This is a genomic window from Arthrobacter sp. B1805 (genome assembly GCF_002929745.1).
Classification (GTDB): domain Bacteria; phylum Actinomycetota; class Actinomycetes; order Actinomycetales; family Micrococcaceae; genus Arthrobacter_D.
Window position 1 is genome coordinate 102,916 of sequence record NZ_PJIQ01000004.1, and the last position, 16,086, is coordinate 119,001.

Genomic DNA, 16,086 nt, shown 5'->3' on the forward strand with positions numbered 1-16,086 from the left:
GGAGGCATGCGCCGTGGAAGTAAAGATCGGTATCCAGAACGTCAACCGGGAGATCATCCTCGATTCGTCCGAGAGCGCCGACGCCATTGCCGAACTCGTGGCGCAGGCGATGACCAGCGGCTCGGAGTTGCGCCTCAAGGATTCCAAGGGCCGCCAGGTGATCGTTCCGACGTCGGTCCTCGGCTATGTCGAGATCGGCGCGGAGGAAACCCGACGGGTGGGCTTCGGCGCGCTGTAACACCTGAGGGCACGTCGTGAAGACCCGCAGCCACGGCTCATGCCGCTGGATGCGGGTCTTTCTCGTAGGTCCCGGAGAGCTTCCGGCAGAAAAGCTTCCGACACCGTGTGGTCCCGCCCGGCGTGAGTGGGCTACGCCGTGAGACCCAGGGCGCTCATGCGCCGCGAATGGTTGCGGGTCAGCTGTGAGAAGAGGGCTGTCGTGTGCTGCGTGTGATCGGCTTCGTCCGCGAAGAGCAGACCGGCAAGGTACTCGCGCTCGATGCCCACACGCTGCGCCTGGGTGAGCGCCTCCCCCACGAGCCGACGGCCCCAGAGCGCCAGGCGCGAGGCCAGCCTCGGATCATCGGCGAGCGCCTCCTTCAGCCGGCGCTGCAGGTGCGCCGCGCCCTCCCCGGAATCGATGGTGCCGATGAGGTCGCGTGTGCGCGGGTCGAGGGTATCGGCGAGGGAGCGATAGAAATCCCCGGAGAACGCATCGATGACGTAGGCCTTCATGAGTGACTCGTACCAGTCACCGGGCCGTGTGCGCTCGTGGAATGCGTCGATGGACGCCTGGAAGGGGCTCATCGCGTCCTCGACCGTCACGCCCAGGTCCGCCAGAAAGGCGCCGACCAGCTCGAAGTGCTCGAACTCCTGCACGGCGAGCCGCCCCAGGCTGGCGCGGTCGGCGAGGCTGGGCGAGAACCGCGCGTCCGACGACAATCGTTCGAAGCCTGACAGTTCCCCGTAGGCCATGACACCGAGCAGGTCGGTCACGAAACGCGCGTAGCGCGGATTCGCAAGGGCGTCGTCGGCGGCACTGGCAGGAGGGGCGGCACTGGCAGTAAGGGCGGCACCGGCAGCGGCGGTCGGAGCGGCCGGTACCGAATCCTTGGAAGCACTACCCGCGCCGGGGTACGAAGCTGCAGTCGTGGCAGGTCCGGCGGATGTCGTGTGCTCCGGCCCGGCGGCGGAGAGGGCCGTGTTGTCGGAGGAGCCGTTGTTCATTCTGCTAAGAGTACGCAATCGAGGGGTCGGGGCAACCCGCGGCTCTCGCCCGGGGGTCTGGTGCTGTACCCGCTTCCGGTCTACTCTCGAACGCGTCGACGGCCCGTGTGAGCGCCCGGGCACCGGTGATCCCGGCCCTGCCGGTGGAAGGAGTCGGACATGGAATTCACCGCTGTCCTCCTTCTCTCAGGACGCACGGCCACCGGCATAGAGGTTCCTGAAGGAGTCCTCGCCGAGCTCGGCGGCGGCCGGCGAGCTCCCGTACGCGTGGGTCTCGGCGACTACACCTACCGCACCACGATCGGTTCGATGGGCGGGCGGGCCATGATCCCCGTCAGTGCCGAGCACCGTACCGCGGCCGGGCTGGAGCCGGGGGCGACGCTGAGGGTCAGCCTGGACCTGGACACGGAGGAACGCACGGTGGACGTGCCCGAGGACCTGGCCGCAGCACTGTCCGTGGAGCCATCGCTCGCCCGCGCCTTCGACGCACTGTCCGTCAGCCGCAGAAAGGCGCTGGTCCTACCGATCGAGCAGGCCAAGGGCGCGGATACTCGGGAACGGCGGCTGGCGAAGGCTGTCGAGAGCCTCCGCCGGCCTTCCCTCTGGCAACGGCGCCCGGCTGCGCGTCACCCGTTCGGAAATGCCCGATGCATGTGACGTGCATTACCGTGAACCCTGTGCCAGCACAGCATATGGATCTCAGGGACCGTGAGTCCCAGCAGCGCCTCACCGAGTCGCTGCGAACCCTGCGCGAGGAACTCGGCATCCGCGAGGAGTTTCCGGAGGAGGTGCTGCGGGAAGCGGAGGCGGTTGTTCATAGTCACGAGCTCCCCGCGGCCGACCTGCGGGAGCTTCCGTTCCTCACGATCGATCCACCCGGTTCCACGGACCTGGACCAGGCCGTGTGCCTTGCCCGGAGCGGTACCGGCGGCGAAGGCGACAGCGGGAATGCGAGCGAAAAGGCCAGCGAAAAGGCCAGCGACAGTGGACCCGGCGGCTACGAGGTCTGGTACGCCATCGCGGACGTACCCCTCTTCGTCCGCGCGGGGGGCGCCATCGACGCAGAAGCGAGGCTGCGCGGCCAGACCATGTACGCGCCGGACGGCCGCATCTCGCTGCACCCCGAGGTCGTCTCCGAGCACGCTGCCAGCCTCCTCCCGGAGCAGGACCGGCCGGCCTTCGTCTGGCACTTCCGCCTCGATGCGGATGCTGTCGTCCAGTCCGTCACCGTCAGCCGGGCGACCGTCCGCAGCCGGCGCCAGCTCACCTACGCGCAGGTCCAGGCCGACATCGACGCGGGCACGGCGGACGAGCAGCTCACCCTCCTCGAGGAGATCGGATCCCGTCGCATCCAGCTGGAGCTCGATCGCGGAGGCGCCAGCCTCAACCTCCCGCGGCAGGAGATCACGCACGAGGGCGACAGCTACGGCATCATCACCGAGCCCGCCCTGCCCTGCGAGGACTGGAACGCGCAGATCTCGCTGATGACCGGCATGGCCGCTGCCCGCATGATGATCGACGGCGGCATCGGCATCCTCCGGACCATGCCCGAGCCCGACGACGGCGCGCTCGGCAAGTTCCGGCGCCAGTCGGAGGCGCTCGAGCACCCCTGGCCGGAGGGTATGGCCTACGGCGCCTTCCTCCGCACGCTGGACGTCACCGACCCTCGGCAGCTCGCATTGATGCACGCAGCCGCTTCGCTGTTCCGGGGTGCGGGCTACACCGCGTTCGACGGCGCGCTGCCGGATGCCGTCGTGCAGTCCGCCATCGCGGCTCCCTACGCCCACACCACCGCTCCCCTGCGCCGTCTCGTGGACCGGTTCGTCCTCGTCATCTGCTCCTCGCTGTGCGCGGGTGAGGAAGTGCCCGCCTGGGTCCGCTCGGCTCTTCCGGAACTCAACGCCCTGATGTCCTCGTCCAACCAGACGGCGTCCCGGCTCGACTCCGGCGCCATGGACGCGGTACAGGCCGCGCTCCTGAGCAACCGCATCGGTGAGGCGTTCTCCGCCGTCGTCCTCCAGGGATCGCCGCCCGCTATCGAGGAATCGCCGGGCAAGCAAGCGCCGCGACTGTCCGGAACCGTGCAGGTCACCGAACCACCGCTCGAGGCGAAGTGCTACGGCGAGCTCGTGGCGGGCGAGCGCGTGACGGTGGTCCTGCTGGAGGCGGACATCGCCCGGCGGCGCCTCCGCTTCGAGGTCAAACCGACGGACGCGCCGCAACGATACCCGCAATGACGCCGCGGCGGGGCCGGCAGGGTAGTCTTTAACGCGTAGTAATGGATGACCGGTCGTTATCATTTCCTCGATAACCCGCAGTACCTACTCGATCCCGAGTTTTTCCGCAGGCGCGAGGTCTCACTCCGCAGCCCGCACGCAGTCGCAAGCCCGCGATCGGCTTCCACTGGACGCCCTGCGCCCGCCGATACGCTCCGCACGGTATGAATCCATCGCGATGAATCCACTCCGGCGTCGAGCCTCAGCGGCCGCACGGCCTGAATGAACGGTAGAACGTGCACAACGCAAAGACAGATTCAGACATCACCGCGGCCACGGGTGCGCACCACCTCGTCGCCGACGACGCCCCCGATGCCATCGACGTCGAGGAGACCCTGGTCACGACGGAGGAGCCGCATGCTCCCGTCGCCGAGACCTTCGCGGACTTCAACGTCCGCCCGGACATCGTCGAGTCCCTCGCGGACGCCGGCATCATCCACCCCTTCCCCATCCAGGCGATGACCCTCTCGATCGCCCTCGGCGGTCACGACATCATCGGCCAGGCGAAGACCGGAACCGGCAAGACCCTCGGCTTCGGCATCCCGGCCATCCAGCGCGTCGTGGGTCCTGATGACGCCGGTTACGACAAGCTCCCGGTCCCCGGCGCACCGCAGGCCCTGGTCATCGTGCCGACCCGCGAACTCGCCGTGCAGGTTGCCAACGACCTCACGACGGCGGCGAAGAAGCGCAACGCGCGCATCGTCACCATCTACGGCGGCCGTGCCTACGAGCCGCAGATCGAGGCGATCAAGAAGGGCGTCGAGATCGTCGTCGGTACGCCCGGCCGCCTGATCGACCTGTACCGGCAGAAGCTGCTGGTCCTGAAGAACGTGAAGATCGTCGTCCTCGACGAGGCCGACGAGATGCTGGACCTCGGCTTCCTGCCGGACGTCGAGACGCTGATCGCCGCCACTCCGCCCGTGCGCCAGACCCTCCTGTTCTCCGCGACCATGCCTGGCCCCGTCATCGCGATGGCCCGCCGCTACATGACGCAGCCCACCCACATCCGCGCGGCGGACCCCGAGGACGAGGGCATCACCAAGAAGGACATCCGCCAGGTCATCTACCGTGCGCACAACCTGGACAAGGCCGAGGTCGTGGCCCGCATCCTGCAGGCACGGGGCCGTGGCCGCGCCATCATCTTCTGCAAGACGAAGCGCACCGCCGCAAAGCTCTCCGAGGAACTGATCGACCGCGGTTTCGCGGCCGGTGCAATCCACGGCGACCTGGGTCAGGGCGCCCGCGAGCAGGCCCTGCGCGCCTTCCGCGGCGACAAGATCGACGTCCTCGTCGCCACCGAGGTCGCTGCACGCGGTATCGACGTCGAGGACATCACGCACGTCATCAACTACCAGTGCCCCGAGGACGAGAAGGCATACCTGCACCGCGTGGGTCGCACGGGCCGCGCCGGCAAGAAGGGCACGGCCGTGACCTTCGTCGACTGGGACGACGTTCCGCGCTGGGGCCTGATCAACAAGGCCCTCGGACTCGACGTGCCCGAGCCCGTCGAGACGTATTCGTCCTCGCCCCACCTCTACACCGACCTCGACATCCCCGAGGGCACGAAGGGGCGCCTGCCCCGCAAGGACCGCAAGCTCGCCGGAATCAACGCCGAGGTGCTCGAGGACCTCGGTGAGACCGGCAAGCGTGGCGGCGGCACCCGCTCGGACAGCGCGGGGAACGACGGCGGACGCGGTCGGTCCGGCGGACGCTCCGACAGCGCCGGGAACGACGGCGGACGCGGTCGTTCCGGACGTGGCGGCCAGTCCCGCGAGGGCGGCGAGTCCGGCGAGGGCTCGCGCGGTTCACGCGGCCGCGGTCGCGGAGCCAACCGCTCCGGTGGCGCCGATGCCCCTGATGCACCCGCGGCGGCCCCTGCTGATACCGTCGCCTCGAGCGACGCGGTCGAGAGCGGCGGACGTCGTCGTCGGTCCGGCGGCGGCGAGAGCGAGACGCCGACGAGTGAGCGGCCGCGCCGCAGCAGGACCCGTCGACGCAACGGCGAGGTCGTCGGGAAGCCCGCCGGCGGCACGGAGGATTAGCCCTCGGTGACGGAACTGCCTGTGCCGTCCGCGCCTCCTGCCTGGAGGGCGGACGGCGCCAACCTCGTGGTGCACGCCGAGAACGCGGAGTACCTGGCATCGCTGCCGGACGCGGCCTTCACCATGATCTACGTCGATCCGCCGTTCAACACGGGACGCGCCCAGCGCCGCCAGCAGACCACGATGGTGCGTGCGGTGGAGGGCTCGGGCGACAGGATCGGTTTCAAGGGCCAGTCCTACTCGACCGTCAAGGGCATCCTCGCGAGCTACGACGACGCCTTCGACGACTACTGGGACTTCCTCGCACCACGGCTGGCCGAGGCGTGGCGGCTCCTCGCCGACGACGGGACGCTCTACCTGCACCTCGACTATCGCGAGGTCCACTACGCGAAGGTCATGCTCGATGCCCTGTTCGGCCGCGACTGCTTCCTGAACGAGATCATCTGGGCGTACGACTACGGCGCGCGGGCCAAGCGGAAGTGGCCGGCCAAGCACGACAACATCCTCGTCTACGTGAAGAACCCGTCCGGCTACTACTTCAACAGCGAGGAAGTGGACCGGGAACCGTACATGGCGCCCGGGCTGGTCACGGCCGAGAAGGCCGCGCTCGGCAAGCTGCCCACCGACGTCTGGTGGCACACGATCGTCTCGCCCACCGGTCGGGAAAAGACGGGATACCCCACCCAGAAACCCGAGGGCCTGCTACGGCGGGCTGTTGCAGCCAGCAGCCGCGAAGGCGACTGGGTACTGGACTTCTTCGCGGGCTCGGGGACACTCGGGGCGGTCGCGGGGAAGCTCGGCCGGCGATTCGTGTGCGTGGACCGCAATCCGCAGGCCGTCGACATCATGCGCGCGCGACTGGCTCCCTGGACCTAGTCCGAGCATGCGTCCTCAGCGGACTGCAGTGCCCGTCGCGAGCCCGATGATCATCTCCAGGGTCTCGCTGCTCGTGACGTTCTCGCCGAGCAGATTCGGCTTCCCGCTGCCGTGGTAGTCGCTGGAGCCCGTCACGAGGAGGCCGTTGTCGCGGGCGATCCTCCTCAGTTCGACGCGTGCTGCCTCCGGGTTGTCGCGGTGCTCGACCTCAAGCCCCAGCAGTCCGGCGTCGATCATCTCGTTGATGACGGCTCCTCCAACGACCGCTCCGCGGTTGAACGCGGAAGGGTGGGCGAAGACCGGCACGCCGCCGGCATCACGGATGAGGGCTACGGCGTCGGCAGGGTGCGGCGCGTAGTGGCTGACCCAGTACGGCGAGCGCGCCGTGAGGACGCGTTCGAAGGCCTCGGATCGGGTGCTCACCACACCGAGGGCGATGAGCGCGTCGGCGATGTGGGGGCGTCCGACCGTGGCACCTTCCGTGACATGCTCCTGCACCAGATCCCAGCTGATGGGGAAGTCGGCCGACATGAGCTCCACCATGCGTTGGGCCCGCGTGAGCCGTGCCTCCCGTGATCTGGCGATCTCGTCGAGCAGTCCCACGTGCGCGGGGTCGTGCAGGTAGGACAGCACGTGCACGCTGATACCGGTGTCGGTGCGACACGACACCTCCATCCCAGGGACGAACGTGATGCCGTGCTCCGTCGCCGCCGCCCCCGCCCTGTCCCATCCGGCTGTCGAGTCGTGGTCGGTGAGCGCAACGGCGTCGAGCCCTGCGGCGGCCGCGGACGCAATCAGGACATCAGGGTCCTCGGTGCCGTCCGAGACGTTGGAGTGGGTGTGCAGATCGATCCTCACCGGTCCAATCTACGCGCCGCCGGCCGAAGGGGCCGCCACCGTGCCCGGCTGCGAGCGGCCCGGCGGACGGTGACTGCGCTTCTTCCGCGGCTTACGCGGCTACGGAATCCGTAGCCGGTCCACGCCGGCAACGAGCACTGCCGTCGTGGCCAGCGCCGCTCGTAGGGTGTTGAACGCGACCCAGCGGCGGCGGTAGTGCACCCAGAAGCTCGGTCCCTCCCGTTCCAGCCGTCGGTTGAGTGGTACATTGACCGACACCGTCACCAGCGTGCTGGCGAGGGACGCCCCTGCGACGACCATGCTCGTCGTGTCGCCGCGTGGTGCTGCTGTAGCTGCCAGCCCGATGGCTGCTGCCGCGGCGGATGCGAAGAGCAGGATGAAGGGAACGCGCTCGGCCGAACGGTTGATGCCGACCATGGCCGGCGTCGCCTCCCTGTCGTCGAGCCGTCCGAGGGCCGGCATCACGATGGTGGTGAAGCCGGCGTAGACGCCTCCGACGAGACCCGCCCCGACGACGGCGGCTGCCAGGATCATGACCACGCACCCGACGCGGCAGCGCGCCTGGCATAGGTGCGAAAGGGGGACGCCGGTCGTCCGAGGAGCCGCTCGATCCCGTCCGCGAGTGACGCATTCCTTCCGTCGAGGATGTCCATGAAGAGGTGTGCGAGGGGCTCCGCTTCCTCTGCCGGCACTCCATCGACGGCAAGGTCCCTGACGAAGCTCGGAACGTCCACCGCCTCGAACGTGACCGTCCGGCCGCTGACTCCGGAGATCAGAGCGGCGGCCTGGGCGAACGTCAGCAGTTCCGGCCCGGAGAGTTCGTACGTTGCGTCCTCGGGGACCGCTCGGGTGAGGGCGACGACGGCCGCATCGACGACGTCGTCGAGGTCCACGAACGCCTCGGGGACATCCGGCGCAGGCAGCCGCAGGCGGCCGCGTCGAACGGGACCGGTCAGGAAATGCTCGGAGAAGTTCTGCTGGAACCACGAACAGCGCAGCACCGTCCTCGGGACGCTGCCCCCGCGGAGCGCCGTCTCACTCGCCCGGGCCCCCTCCTCTCCACGTCCCGAGAGCAGGACGAGCCGCTCCACGCCCTCGGTGGCGGCGAGTCTGCCGAGGGTTCCCATCGTCTCGGGGACACCGGGAAGAGCGAGGTCGGGGGTGAAGCACACATACGCGGCGGTGGCTCCGCGCAGGGCACCTCGCCAGGTCGAGGGGTCGTCCCAGTCGAAGCCCGATCGGCGCGATGCGGGCCGTACCGGATGTGCAGCAGCGGTCAGGCGGTCGAGGATGCGGGAGCCGGTACGTCCGGCGCCGCCGAGAATCACAGTGGTCATGGAACAAGTACAGACCGAATGCGGAAGACGGAGAATGGGTGATCGTCGCGCGGTGCTTCGTGATCGTCTAGAGTTCGTCGCGTGGATCCCCTCGCACACTTCCTCGACGGACCGCGTGCAGCACGAGCATTCGCTCTGTCGATGCACATGAGTGCCCCCTGGGGTGTCTCCATCCGCGACGGCGCTGCACTGACGATCCTCGCCGTCGTCCACGGCAGGGTCCGGATCGACGGCACGTTGCTTGAGGGAGGCGACGTCGCCCTCGTACGCGGCCCCGAGCCGTACCGAGTGACGGATGCTGCCGCCACCACGCCCACGATCGAGATCGGTCCCGACCAGCGGTGCACGACGCTCGAGGGGCGTAGCGTGCGCGAAGAATACCGGCGCGGCATCCGGAGATGGGGTAACGCCACCGACGGAGAGACGTCGCTGCTCGTCGGCACCTACGAACGTCCCGACGAGGCCGGCCGCTTCGTCACCCGGGCCCTCCCCCGGCTCGCCGTCGTGCGGCGCGACCGTGCCGACACCACGCTCGTGGACCTGCTCGGTCAGGAGACAGCCCACGACGACCCCGCCGCCCAGATCGTCGTCGACCGCCTCCTCGACGTGCTCGTCGTCAGCACCATCCGCCGGTGGCTCAGCGGTCCGGACCGCCCTCCGGGAAGCACCTGGCTCACGTGCGATGACGCGCTCGTGGTCCGCGCCCTCGAGTACCTGCACGCCGACCCCGCGGCGCCATGGACGGTGGAACGCCTAGCGCAGCACGTCAACACCTCCCGCGCCTCGCTCGCCGCCCGGTTCCGTGCCGGCGTGGGCCGGCCCCCGATGAACTACCTCACGCACTGGCGCCTCACCCTCGCGAGCGACCTGCTGCAGGACCCTGGCGCCACCGTGGCGCGGGTAGCCCGCAGTGTCGGATACCAGAACGCCTACGCCTTCAGCACGGCTTTCAGGCGTGAACTGGGGGTGCCGCCGTCGGAATATCGTCTGCGTCGGCCAGAATTCTCCGCAGGGCTGCCGGTGACGCTCCCGCGGAAGGCCGGGTCCGCCGTCTGAACGACCACGGTAGGGGCGGCATGGCGCAGAGCCTGCTACGACGCCGGGCTTTCATGCTGCACCGCGACGGTGAGACGATGACGGAGTGAGCACCGACGACACCGCACCCGCATACCTGACCCAGACCGACGCCCCGGAGGGCCAACCGCTCTCCGACCGCAACGAGAACCGCTCCCAGCGGCCGGATTCGGAGGCCTTCAAGGCCTTCATGGCCGGCAACTGGGCGCCTGCGTCGGACGAGCTCCCCGCCGAGTCCCCGGTCGCTGCGCACGCGGCCCGGCGTCGTCGTGCCATCTCGGACAGGTTCCCCGGCGAGCGCATCGTCATTCCCGCGGGGCCCTTCAAGGTCCGGTCCAACGACACCGACTACCGGTACCGCCCCCACTCCGGTTTCGCGCACCTGACCGGCCTGGGCCTGGACCACGAGCCCGACGCCGTCCTGGTCCTCGAACCGGTCGAGCCCGGCACCGGTGACGACGGCGGAAATCACACGGCCACGCTGTACTTCCGCGAACTGGCCGGGCGCGAGAGTGCCGAGTTCTACGCGAACGCCCGCTACGGGGAATTCTGGATCGGCCAGCGCCTCTCGATGGCGCAGATCACGGCACAGCTCGCCCTCGCGACAGCAGACCTCAGCGAGCTCGAGGTCGCCATCACCAAGGATGCGGGAGTCCCCGAGATCGGCGGCATCAGCATTCGGCTGCTGCGCGAGGTCGACCTGAATGCCGACGCCCTCGTGGATACCTCGCGCATCAACACCGGAGTCGACCTCGAGAGGGCCGATTCCCTGGACGCGGTGCTCGCCGAAGCACTCTCGGAGCTGCGGCTCATCAAGGACACGTGGGAGATCGAGCAGATGACGATCGCCGTCGCCGCCACGGTCAACGGCTTCCATGACGTGGTCCGCACCCTCCCCCGCGCCATCACGCATCCGCGGGGCGAGCGCGTCGTCGAAGGGGCGTTCTTCGCCCGGGCACGCGAGGAGGGCAACGACCTCGGATACGACACCATCGCCGCCTCGGGCAACAACGCCACCACGCTCCACTGGATCCGCAACACCGGCCAGGTCAGGGCTGGGGAGCTGCTCCTGCTGGATGCCGGCGTCGAGGCAGAGAGCCTCTACACCGCCGACATCACCCGGACCATCCCGGTCAACGGGCGGTACACGGAGGTCCAGCGCAGGATCTACCAGGCGGTGCTCGACGCCGCCGACGCGGGTTTCGCCGCCGCCCAGCCAGGACGCCGCTTCCGCGAGGTCCACCTCGCCGCGGTGACGGTCCTGGCGGAGAACCTCGACCGGTGGGGCCTCCTGCCCGTCCCACTCGAGGAGGCACTGGCTCCCGAGGGCCAGCACCACCGCCGGTGGATGCCCCACGGCACGAGCCACCACCTCGGCATGGACGTGCACGACTGCGCCCAGGCCAAGCGCGAGCTGTACCTCGACGGCATCCTCACCGAAGGGATGATCTTCACCATCGAGCCCGGCCTCTACTTCAAGGCGGAGGATCTCGCCGTGCCGGAGGAGTACCGGGGCATCGGCGTCCGCATCGAGGACGACATCCTCATGACAGCTGACGGTCCGGTCAATCTCAGCGCAGCTCTCCCGCGCAGTCCCGACGACGTCGAGGACTGGATGGCGGGCATCTGGGGCAGCACGGGCGAATAGCTCCTCGGCACCTGCACCCGGGCCGCCGGACGGAAGAAGGCAGGGACCGTGGGTCCCTGCCTTCCCTGTGCATCCTCCGTCGCGCGTGCTGCTGCGCGTCCGTCGAATGGAGATCCTCGTCGTCAGCCCTGCTTCGGGCCGCCCGCGGCCGAGGAACCGCCGGTAGCCGAGCCGCCGTCGTCGTCCGCGGCCAGGTCCTGGCCCTGCTGGACTGTCATGCCGCCGGGCTGGCCGACGCCGCCCGCCGCCGCCGAAGAGGACCGGCCGGGGTCATCCTGCGCCTCCACGCGCACGCCGTACTGCGGACGTCCATCGGGGAGGTCGGGGAACTGGCCCCGCCGCGGCCCGCTGGTCCCCGGGCCGGCCGTCTGCGCCTCGGCGGGATCGGACTCGTGAGATCCTGCCTGCTGGGACCGGCTGCCCGCGTAGGGATCGTTCCAGGACGCGGGGCGCTCGGGAGCCTGTTGCTGGCCGGCCGGTGCGGCAGGGTATTCCGGGCCCTGCACCGAGACCGACGGGTCGACCCCCGGATGCTGGGCCTGGCCGTTCATGGGAAGCTGCTGGAGCAGGCGGCGGGCGTCCGCTGCAAGGCTCGGCTCGACGATCACGTCGTAGCTGGTCGCGATGACCTGGCTCGTGGACGTGAAGTCGCGCTTCCCCCGCTGGAAGGCGTAGGTGAGGACGCCGAAGAGCAACCAGAAGATCGCCCCCAGGGCGATCGACGAGGTGATGGTGATCCCGGACTCGCTGCCGGCGAAGAGGCTCAGGATGAGTCCGACGAACAGCCCGAACCAGGCTCCGGTCGCCGCGCTGCCGAGTGCGACGCGCGGGTAGCTGAGCCGCCCGGTCACACGCTCCACGGTCTTGAGGTCGTTACCGATGATGGACACCCGCTGGACGGCGAACTTGTGGTCCGCGAGGTAGTCCACCGCTTTCTGGGCGTCCAGGTAGCTGGTGTACCGGCCGATGGTCTCGCCGGTGGGCAACACCCGGCCCAGGTCACGGGAGGCAGTGGTTCCAAGTGGTGGTGTCGACATGGTTCCATTCTTGCCTACCGCCCGTCCGTGCGGGAGGCAGTAAGCCGCAGGTGAACTCCCGCTGAGCCGCGAGCCCGGCACCGACGACACCTGTCGCGGGTGGGTGGATCCCGGCAGCGGTCCGCGTCCGGCACAGCGCGATGCCATGTCGGCTTGCCGTGGCCGATAGCCTAGAGCGGTGACTACCAACCCGACCCGCGTCTTCGTCGCCCGACTGCTGGGCCTCGACGTCTTCGACCCGCTCGGCGACCGTCTCGGACGCCTGCGGGACGCCGTCGTGCTCGACCGCGGCCCGGCCAAGACGCCACAGGTCATCGGCCTCGTGGTCGAGGTTCCGGGCAAGAAACGTGTATTCGTCCCGATGACTCGCATCACGTCGATGGACCCGTCGCAGATCATCTGCACCGGCCTCGTGAACCTGCGCCGTTTCGAACAGCGCGGCGCCGAGATGCTGGTGGTCGCTGAACTGTTCGATCGCCGCCTGACGCTGCGGGACGGCAGCGGTAGTGCCGTCGTCGAGGACATCGCGATGGAGCGCAACCGCGCGGGCGACTGGCACGTCTCCCAGCTGTTCGTCCGTCGCGGCGGGTCCACCTCGCCGTTGCGCGGACTGCGCCGCGGGGGCGAGCGCCTCATCATCGACTGGCTCGACGCCTTCCACGGCACCACGGACGAACCGCAGGGCGCGACGCAGTTCGTCGCCCAGCACGACGACCTCAAGGCCGCCGATTTTGCGGACGCCCTGCACGAGATGACCGACAAGCGACGCATCGAGGTTGCGGGCGAACTGCAGGACGATCGCCTCGCTGACGTCCTGCAGGAGCTTCCCGACGACGACCAGGTGCAGATCCTCACGTCCCTGACGCGTGAGCGCGCAGCCGACGTGCTCGAGGAGATGGATCCCGATGATGCCGCCGACCTCCTCAACGAGCTGACCGAAGCGCAGAAGGAGGAGCTGCTCCAGCTCATGGAGCCCGAGGACGCGGAGGACGTACGCCGCCTGCTCGAGTACGAGGAGGACACCGCGGGATCCCTGATGACCACGGTGCCCGTCATCCTCCCGCCGGAAGCCACCGTAGCCGAGGCTCTGGCACACGTCCGGCGTGAGGAACTGACGCCGGCCCTCGCGTCGTCCATCTTCGTGTGCCGACCGCCGCTCGAGACGCCGACCGGTCGCTACCTCGGCGTGGTGCACATCCAGCAGCTGCTGCGGTATCCACCACCCGAGCCGCTCGGCAACATCATCGACACGGATCTCGAGGCCGTCGGCGACCAGGCCAACGTCAGCGAGGTGTCGCGCATCCTGGCCACGTACAACCTGAACTCGCTGCCCGTGGTCAACACCGACGGCAGGCTGGTCGGTGCGGTGACCGTCGACGACGTGCTCGACCACCTGCTGCCCGACGACTGGCGGGCACAGGACGACACATCCGTAGCAAAGCGAGGTGACCGCCGTGGTTGAGAAGATCAGGTCGAATTCCCGTGGGCTCGATACGCCGCGAGAGGCACGTAAGCGCATCCTCCCGCGGCTGAGACCGAACCCGGACCGTTTCGGCAGCGGCACGGAGAACATAGCTCGTTTCATGGGCACTCCGCAGTTCCTCTTCTACATGACGGTCTTCGTCGCGATCTGGCTGACGTGGAACACCGTGGCTCCGGAGAACCTGCGCTTCGACAGCGCGGCGCTCGGGTTCACGGCGCTGACCCTCATGCTGTCGCTGCAGGCCTCCTACGCAGCCCCCCTGCTACTGCTCGCGCAGAATCGCCAGGACGACCGCGACCGGGTCTCCATGCGGGAGGACCGCCAGCGCGCGGAGCGGAACCTCTCCGACACGGAGTACCTCACACGGGAGATCGCCGAACTCAGGATCGCCCTGCGGGAAGTCGCGACGCGTGACTACGTGCGGTCGGAGCTTCGCTCGATCCTCGAGGAACTGCTGGAGACGACGGATGGCCAGGAGCTCACCCTGCAGAAGCGGAAGCCGCGCCGGCCGTCGGACAACACCGTGGCGCTTGCGAAGGTCCAGCCGACGGGGAGGAAACCGTCCCGGTGAGCACGAACCTGCCCTCGGAGGAGGCGGTACGGTCTGCCCTCGACACGGTGATCGATCCGGAACTGCGCCGCCCCATCACGGACCTCGGCATGCTCGACGCCGTCTCCATCAAGGGGCACGCCGTCCGCATCAGGGTCCTGCTGACCATCGCCGGCTGCCCGCTGAGGGACACGATCACGCAGGACGCCGAGGCCGCGCTGTCCGCCGTCGACGGCGTCGGGAGCGTCGAGGTGGAACTCGGTGTCATGAACCAGACACAGCGCGACGCACTGAAGGAGCAGCTGAAGGGGGCAGGTGGTCGCCGTGGCGTTCCGTTCAACGATCCTTCCTCCCTGACGCGCGTCTACGCAGTCGCGAGCGGCAAGGGTGGCGTCGGCAAGTCCAGCGTCACGGTCAACCTGGCGGTCGCCATGGCCGCGCAGGGTCTGCGGGTGGGAATCGTCGACGCCGACGTCTACGGCTTCTCGGTGCCTGCCCTGCTGGGCATCACCCAGCAGCCCACGCGCGTCGACGAGCTGATCCTGCCTCCCGTGGCCCACGGCGTGAAGGTCATCTCGATCGGCATGTTCGTCGAGGGGAACCAACCGGTCTCCTGGCGCGGCCCGATGCTCCACCGGGCGCTCGAACAGTTCCTCACCGACGTCTACTTCGGCGATCTGGACGCACTGTTCCTCGACCTGCCCCCGGGCACGGGCGACATCGCCATCTCGGTTGCGCAACTGCTGCCCTCCTCGGAACTCCTCGTGGTGACGACGCCCCAGAGCGCCGCCGCGGACGTCGCCGAGCGGGCCGGAGCGATGGCCGCGCAGACCGGGCAGCGGGTCTCTGGCGTGATCGAGAACATGTCCTGGCTCGAGCTGCCCGACGGCGGGCGGCTGGAGCTTTTCGGTGCAGGCGGTGGGAGCACACTCGCGGCGCGGTTGTCGACGACGCTGGGCACCGCGATCCCCCTGCTCGGCAGCATCCCGCTCGACATGGCCCTGCGGGAGGGCGGCGATGCGGGCCTACCCCTCGTCCTCGGACGACAGCCTTCGGTCGCGCGCGATGAACTCACCAGGATCGCGACGGACCTCGCGCGCAGGCCCAGGGGCCTGCAGGGCGTGAAGCTGCCGGTCAGCGTCTCCTGACGCAGCCAAGACACGGGGCGGTGGCGCTCGCTAGGTTGCTTCGAGATCGTACGGAGCTGCCTGCCCTGCCTCGAGGCGGGGCCCCAGCTGCAGGGACATCGGAGGCTGTGCGGCGACAGCGGGAGAAACCGCAGCTGCGGCAGGTGCGCCGGGGCTGACGGGCTTGAACACGTCCTCGATGTCGTCGAGGAGGGCTTCCTTGATGATGCGGCGCGGATCGTACTGGCGCGGGTCGAGCTTGCGCCAGTCGACCTCGTCGAGCTCGGGGCCCACTTCCTCGCGGAGCTGCTCCCGCGCACCCGTCGCCATGCGTCGAAGGCCCTTCACGAGGCGTGCGAGCTGGGCGGCGTACTCCGGTAGGCGCTCCGGCCCGAGCACCACGACGGCGATCATCGCCAGGACGACGAGTTCGAGGCCGTTGATTCCCAACACGTGAAAAAGACTACCTTCCCGAACTACGCCCGACACATTCGCACAGCCTCCGTGGGCGGCGGCCGGACACTGGCCGTCGAGCGTTCATGTCCGCGACG

Annotated in this window: 16 protein-coding genes; 10 read left to right on the top strand and 6 right to left on the bottom strand. The window is 69.0% G+C overall.

What is annotated here, in order from left to right; all coding sequences use genetic code 11:
* Positions 1 to 13: 13 nt before the first annotated feature.
* Positions 14 to 238 carry a DUF3107 domain-containing protein gene (locus CXQ96_RS05955; protein ID WP_104117121.1) on the top strand — a complete coding sequence of 75 codons (225 nt, stop codon included), beginning with the start codon at positions 14 to 16 and terminating at the stop codon, positions 236 to 238.
* A 131-nt stretch (positions 239 to 369) separates the two neighbouring features.
* Here the strand turns inward: CXQ96_RS05955 and CXQ96_RS05960 are convergent, their stop codons facing one another.
* Complete coding sequence (locus tag CXQ96_RS05960) at positions 370 to 1,227, bottom strand: ferritin-like fold-containing protein (RefSeq protein ID WP_104117122.1); 858 nt, start codon at positions 1,225 to 1,227, stop codon at positions 370 to 372.
* A gap of 159 nt (positions 1,228 to 1,386) precedes the next feature.
* Between CXQ96_RS05960 and CXQ96_RS05965 the strand changes: the two genes are divergently transcribed.
* The 4 genes from CXQ96_RS05965 to CXQ96_RS05980 all read left to right on the top strand — a co-directional run bounded on the left by CXQ96_RS05965 (position 1,387) and on the right by CXQ96_RS05980 (position 6,421).
* Entirely contained in the window at positions 1,387 to 1,884 is a 498-nt protein-coding gene (locus CXQ96_RS05965; RefSeq protein ID WP_104117123.1) for a YdeI/OmpD-associated family protein, read from the top strand.
* Positions 1,885 to 1,904: 20 nt separating this feature from the next.
* A complete protein-coding gene (locus tag CXQ96_RS05970) occupies positions 1,905 to 3,464 on the top strand; it encodes an RNB domain-containing ribonuclease (protein WP_308662562.1) in 1,560 nt (519 codons plus the stop codon).
* A 302-nt stretch (positions 3,465 to 3,766) separates the two neighbouring features.
* Positions 3,767 to 5,545 (top strand): DEAD/DEAH box helicase, encoded by a 1,779-nt coding sequence (locus CXQ96_RS05975; protein ID WP_104117284.1) that lies wholly within the window; start codon positions 3,767 to 3,769, stop codon positions 5,543 to 5,545.
* A 15-nt stretch (positions 5,546 to 5,560) separates the two neighbouring features.
* On the top strand, positions 5,561 to 6,421 hold the full coding sequence (locus CXQ96_RS05980) for a site-specific DNA-methyltransferase (RefSeq protein ID WP_104117285.1): 861 nt from the start codon (positions 5,561 to 5,563) through the stop codon (positions 6,419 to 6,421).
* A 15-nt stretch (positions 6,422 to 6,436) separates the two neighbouring features.
* Here the strand turns inward: CXQ96_RS05980 and CXQ96_RS05985 are convergent, their stop codons facing one another.
* The 3 genes from CXQ96_RS05985 to CXQ96_RS05995 form a co-directional block, all read right to left on the bottom strand.
* Complete coding sequence (locus tag CXQ96_RS05985; RefSeq protein ID WP_104117125.1) at positions 6,437 to 7,279, bottom strand: PHP domain-containing protein; 843 nt, start codon at positions 7,277 to 7,279, stop codon at positions 6,437 to 6,439.
* A 99-nt stretch (positions 7,280 to 7,378) separates the two neighbouring features.
* On the bottom strand, positions 7,379 to 7,813 hold the full coding sequence (locus CXQ96_RS05990) for a DUF1772 domain-containing protein (RefSeq protein ID WP_104117126.1): 435 nt from the start codon (positions 7,811 to 7,813) through the stop codon (positions 7,379 to 7,381).
* Positions 7,810 to 8,616 (bottom strand): NmrA family transcriptional regulator, encoded by an 807-nt coding sequence (locus tag CXQ96_RS05995; RefSeq protein ID WP_104117127.1) that lies wholly within the window; start codon positions 8,614 to 8,616, stop codon positions 7,810 to 7,812. The genes CXQ96_RS05990 and CXQ96_RS05995 overlap by 4 nt, the downstream gene beginning before the upstream one ends.
* 81 nt (positions 8,617 to 8,697) lie before the next feature.
* Between CXQ96_RS05995 and CXQ96_RS06000 the strand changes: the two genes are divergently transcribed.
* Together CXQ96_RS06000 and CXQ96_RS06005 are read left to right on the top strand one after the other, a co-directional pair.
* On the top strand, positions 8,698 to 9,672 hold the full coding sequence (locus tag CXQ96_RS06000) for an AraC family transcriptional regulator (RefSeq protein WP_104117128.1): 975 nt from the start codon (positions 8,698 to 8,700) through the stop codon (positions 9,670 to 9,672).
* A 208-nt stretch (positions 9,673 to 9,880) separates the two neighbouring features.
* Positions 9,881 to 11,338: an aminopeptidase P family protein gene (locus CXQ96_RS06005; protein ID WP_258058920.1), complete on the top strand. Its 1,458-nt coding sequence runs from the start codon at positions 9,881 to 9,883 to the stop codon at positions 11,336 to 11,338.
* Between the two features lie 122 nt (positions 11,339 to 11,460).
* Here the strand turns inward: CXQ96_RS06005 and CXQ96_RS06010 are convergent, their stop codons facing one another.
* The gene (locus tag CXQ96_RS06010) at positions 11,461 to 12,375 is read right to left on the bottom strand and encodes a general stress protein (protein ID WP_181036376.1); all 915 of its coding nucleotides are present in this window, start codon (positions 12,373 to 12,375) and stop codon (positions 11,461 to 11,463) included.
* A 178-nt stretch (positions 12,376 to 12,553) separates the two neighbouring features.
* Here CXQ96_RS06010 and CXQ96_RS06015 point away from each other — a divergent pair, with 178 nt between their 5' ends.
* Genes CXQ96_RS06015 through CXQ96_RS06025 form a run of 3 tightly spaced genes read left to right on the top strand, consistent with a single transcriptional unit; the run spans position 12,554 to position 15,556 of the window.
* Positions 12,554 to 13,837 carry a CBS domain-containing protein gene (locus tag CXQ96_RS06015; RefSeq protein ID WP_104117129.1) on the top strand — a complete coding sequence of 428 codons (1,284 nt, stop codon included), beginning with the start codon at positions 12,554 to 12,556 and terminating at the stop codon, positions 13,835 to 13,837.
* Positions 13,830 to 14,429 carry a DUF1003 domain-containing protein gene (locus CXQ96_RS06020; RefSeq protein ID WP_104117287.1) on the top strand — a complete coding sequence of 200 codons (600 nt, stop codon included), beginning with the start codon at positions 13,830 to 13,832 and terminating at the stop codon, positions 14,427 to 14,429. Before CXQ96_RS06015 ends, CXQ96_RS06020 begins: the two co-directional genes overlap by 8 nt.
* Positions 14,426 to 15,556, top strand: a complete 1,131-nt coding sequence (locus CXQ96_RS06025; RefSeq protein WP_104117130.1) for an Mrp/NBP35 family ATP-binding protein — start codon at positions 14,426 to 14,428, stop codon at positions 15,554 to 15,556. The genes CXQ96_RS06020 and CXQ96_RS06025 overlap by 4 nt, the downstream gene beginning before the upstream one ends.
* 30 nt (positions 15,557 to 15,586) lie before the next feature.
* Here the strand turns inward: CXQ96_RS06025 and CXQ96_RS06030 are convergent, their stop codons facing one another.
* Positions 15,587 to 15,988: a Sec-independent protein translocase TatB gene (locus CXQ96_RS06030; protein WP_104117131.1), complete on the bottom strand. Its 402-nt coding sequence runs from the start codon at positions 15,986 to 15,988 to the stop codon at positions 15,587 to 15,589.
* Positions 15,989 to 16,086: the final 98 nt, after the last annotated feature.